At 35.7% G+C, this 3,486-nt stretch carries 6 protein-coding genes and 2 pseudogenes; all 8 read left to right on the top strand.

Annotation, left to right across the window (positions count from 1 at the left end; all coding sequences use genetic code 11):
• Nucleotides 1-319, top strand: a pseudogene (locus tag PR833_RS10570) (S-type pyocin domain-containing protein); the annotation flags it as partial.
• Nucleotides 320-342: 23 nt separating this feature from the next.
• Nucleotides 343-399 (top strand): hypothetical protein, encoded by a 57-nt coding sequence (locus PR833_RS10565; RefSeq protein ID WP_080739801.1) that lies wholly within the window; start codon nucleotides 343-345, stop codon nucleotides 397-399.
• A 13-nt stretch (nucleotides 400-412) separates the two neighbouring features.
• Nucleotides 413-823, top strand: coding sequence for a DUF4279 domain-containing protein (locus PR833_RS10560; RefSeq protein ID WP_014657053.1), 411 nt, complete (start codon nucleotides 413-415; stop codon nucleotides 821-823).
• Nucleotides 824-892: 69 nt separating this feature from the next.
• Nucleotides 893-1,162, top strand: a complete 270-nt coding sequence (locus PR833_RS10555) for a PAAR domain-containing protein (RefSeq protein ID WP_272526087.1) — start codon at nucleotides 893-895, stop codon at nucleotides 1,160-1,162.
• Between the two features lie 33 nt (nucleotides 1,163-1,195).
• Nucleotides 1,196-1,363: a hypothetical protein gene (locus tag PR833_RS10550; protein ID WP_004916247.1), complete on the top strand. Its 168-nt coding sequence runs from the start codon at nucleotides 1,196-1,198 to the stop codon at nucleotides 1,361-1,363.
• Complete coding sequence (locus PR833_RS10545; RefSeq protein WP_196715661.1) at nucleotides 1,360-2,286, top strand: hypothetical protein; 927 nt, start codon at nucleotides 1,360-1,362, stop codon at nucleotides 2,284-2,286. Before PR833_RS10550 ends, PR833_RS10545 begins: the two co-directional genes overlap by 4 nt.
• On the top strand, nucleotides 2,279-2,548 hold the full coding sequence (locus tag PR833_RS10540; protein WP_249890613.1) for a PAAR domain-containing protein: 270 nt from the start codon (nucleotides 2,279-2,281) through the stop codon (nucleotides 2,546-2,548). The genes PR833_RS10545 and PR833_RS10540 overlap by 8 nt, the downstream gene beginning before the upstream one ends.
• 482 nt (nucleotides 2,549-3,030) lie before the next feature.
• Nucleotides 3,031-3,486, top strand: a pseudogene (locus tag PR833_RS10535) (hypothetical protein); the annotation flags it as partial.

The following is a 3,486-nucleotide window of genomic DNA, read 5'->3' as shown; positions in this document are numbered from 1 at the left end:
TGGCAATCAGCTCCCTGAGCCTACGGATATTACGTCAGCAGGTGGCTTTCCAATCCATGAAGGGCAGCCACAGATATACATTAACCCGCTACCCGATGCGAAAGATTTACGTGATTATATTTTAATTACGCCAATACCATCATTACCAGTGGTTTATGTTTACCTGAGTGAAAGTGCGGGTGATAATGGTGAAGAAAAACCTAAAAATATTAAAATGTTAGATGATAAATATTTAAAAGATAAAAGTGTTGATGCGCATGAAATAAAAAGTGAATTCTTAGGCAGTAATGCTGAAATAAAAAATATGACCTTTATGTAGATAAAGATTCTGGACAAGTCTGGATCTTTAGGAAAGGTGGAAAAGGTTCAGGAATACCTACTGGCGAATATATTAACTGATAGGAGTTATAGAATGACTAAAACAACAGTTCAGGCGGAGTTTTCAATTTCAGGTGATGAAAAATTAGATATCGTGAAAATAACTGAGATGCTAAATATTAATCCTAGTAAAGCAGCCATAAAAGGTGAGCGGAATTTAAATGTAAAAAGAGAATTTTATCATCCAACTAGTTACTGGATAGTTCGAACAGATAAAGAAAAATCCTATGACGTGGAAATTCAAACGAAAAAAATACTTGAGAAATTTTCGGATAAAAAAAATGAACTTATTAAAATTAAAGAGTTATATAATGCAAGTATCAGTTTATGCTTATTTATAGAGATTGTTGATAATGAAAAACCTGCGATTGGTTGGTCTGCTGAGACAAATCTTTTTTTAGGCAGTATTGGAGCAGAAAGTTTTCTAGATTTGTACATATACTAATTAATTTTATTTTGAGATAAGAATAAATAAACTAATGTAACTATGTACTAGGTCTTAAGGTTGATGATCATGCGTAGCACAGTTATTGGTCGTAAAGTTATTTTAAAAAATGATACCACCAACACAGGTGGTACAGTGCTTACGGGGTCCTCCCTTGCCAAACAAGTCCAAGAAGTCGCCTGTGTGGGCGACTCGGTTTATTGCCCTTCGTGTAAAACAACAGGTGCTATCGTCGAGGGCGACGGTTTAATGAAAATCAACGAAATTCCCGTCGCACTTGAAGGTCACAAAGTGGCTTGTGGGTGTTCAGGGGGCAGTGTGCTTGTTGCAGCAGATTAAATGAGCCTGTAGATAATTTTGTGTAAGTTCCCCATGTATCATTTACATGTGGTCATTGATCCTCTGGGGCAATCTATTCCATCCATTTATTGGTACTACTTGGTGGATCGTCTTAAAGGTGAGATTGCGCCATTGCGTTACCGAAACGGCGATCCTAATGATAAACTTTATGGCTGTATTGATGAGGAAGGCACCGAATGACGAGTTTATATACGGCAACAAAGCACCCGGAGCAATTAGAAACCACGCCATTGATTGAAGAAAGTCATCACTACGATGATCCGTTGGAGCCTCAAAAACTGGTATTTTTAGATGCGGTCAATAAACAGCGTTGTGTGATTAACTCCCCACAGCGGAATAGCCAGCTCACTAATACAATACCTTTTTTTATCGTGTTACTCTTTATGGCTTTTTACACTGCATCTATTTTTTTTAAGGTGCATGTTGAAAATAAAACATCAATTGAAATGATGGCTAAACATGTAGAAAAAAAGTATGGTAATGAAAAAAAACAAAGTGAGTTATCAGCAAAGTTAATTGAATTATATAAACCTTATTTTGGAAAAGAAAAAATAAGTTTATGGGAGTATATAAAAGCTTACAATTCAGGTAACTTTGTTATAAATGGCCAATATGGTAAATATTTAGTTATCGGCTGGCTAATTTTTTTCCCGGGTTTTTTATGGTTATTGGGCTATCTCTCTTTCTTCACACCTCCGGTGTATCTCATTGCGGATAGGCAACGAGGAATACTGTATAGCTATGGGATGGGGAAAGTACGTTTAACACGCTATGAAGATGCACAATTCGGCTATGCAGGTAAAATGTTGGCGATTAAACTGTATGGCATTGATGAAAAAACAGGGCAATTGAAAACCATACTTTACAAGCCAAATGTTTCCCATTACTCCAGTTTCCTGACCAGTACCGACAGTGAAAACCATCGTTTTATCACGTTTCTCAATGCTTATATGCAAGAGGGGCGAGATGCCGTTTCGTCTGTCGATTACCAAGCCCGCAAACCCTTTTTGTTTTTTGGTAAAAACCCACTTCCTACTGATTTTGAGCAACAGATCGAACAGATTTTAGCAAAGCTTGATCAGGAGAAAAAACGCAATGCGTAGTCTTGTGAACGGCAGAAAAATTATCTTAAAAAATGATACGACGAATACCGGAGGCACGGTGTTGACGGCCTCTTCTCTCGCCAAACAAACCCAAGGAGTCGCCTGTGTGGGCGACTCTGTTTATTGCCCTTCGTGTAAAAAAACAGGCGCTATCGTTGAAGGCGATAGCTTAATAAAAATTAATGGTATCCCTGTCGCCTTAGAAGGTCACAAAGTGGCTTGTGGTTGCTCTGGTGGGTGTGTGCTTGTCGCAGTGGATTAAGCAAGTAGTAAAAAAGTATCTTGAGCGGGGTGTTGTAATCAATGGGGTTAAAACAATAAAGAATGAGTGAATACAGTTGTTAGTCAGTATGTTAGCTTTAAATAATGAATGATTATGAAGATGATTTCATTTGCAAAATTGAGTCATCGTCACCTGAGTGGGTTACGTTTGAAATCAAAACGACGATGAAGGATAAGTTTGGTCCAAATGCAACTCCTTTAAGTGGAAAGCTTACAGAAATACAAGTAGACTATAAAAAAATATCAGACGCCATACTGAATTAGCTGAACGCGCTCTTTATTTCATGGTGATAATGATTACTCTTTAACTAGAAAAGAATTTAGAATACTAAAAGAAATTAAATTAAGTATGAAAAAGTGTCAGGTAGTTGGTTATAAAATAACAGTAGGTTTAGATAATGAATTTAATCCTTCACATAACAGTAAATACACTGAATTTTTCATCGCTGAGGATTTGGCAAAATGAATCGAACAAATAAAGTAATTAAATATATAGAGAATTTAGTTAACTCTTCAAATAATGATGTTGCAAAGATTAATAAAATCATATATAGCGAAACTATAGATAGTCTAGATGAATTACATGGGTTAAGTAACTCAGAACGCTATATTCGTTATAAAGTTTTACTAGAGTCTTACTTATCAAGTATTGCACTAACATACATGCGAAGAATATACAAAAATGATAATGATTCACCTTATGAATTTGAGCGTTTTTTTTACCATAAGAATATACTGTTTGTATTAAATTATCTTATGACAAAAAATAGAGAGGAATTATTTCTCAATTTAGCGGAGCAAGGTGAAATTTTATTAATGGATTTCGCCTGTAATGATTTTCGAATAGGGCACTTTTGCTACGATAAAATTATTGAAAGTATTCAATCGGGTAAAATGGCAGAATCACTCCCTATGTAT

The sequence above is a fragment of the Providencia sp. PROV189 genome (assembly GCF_028480065.1).
GTDB lineage: Bacteria > Pseudomonadota > Gammaproteobacteria > Enterobacterales > Enterobacteriaceae > Providencia > Providencia stuartii.
Note: the sequence above shows the minus strand (reverse complement) of the source record. Positions and strands in the feature narration are given on the sequence as shown.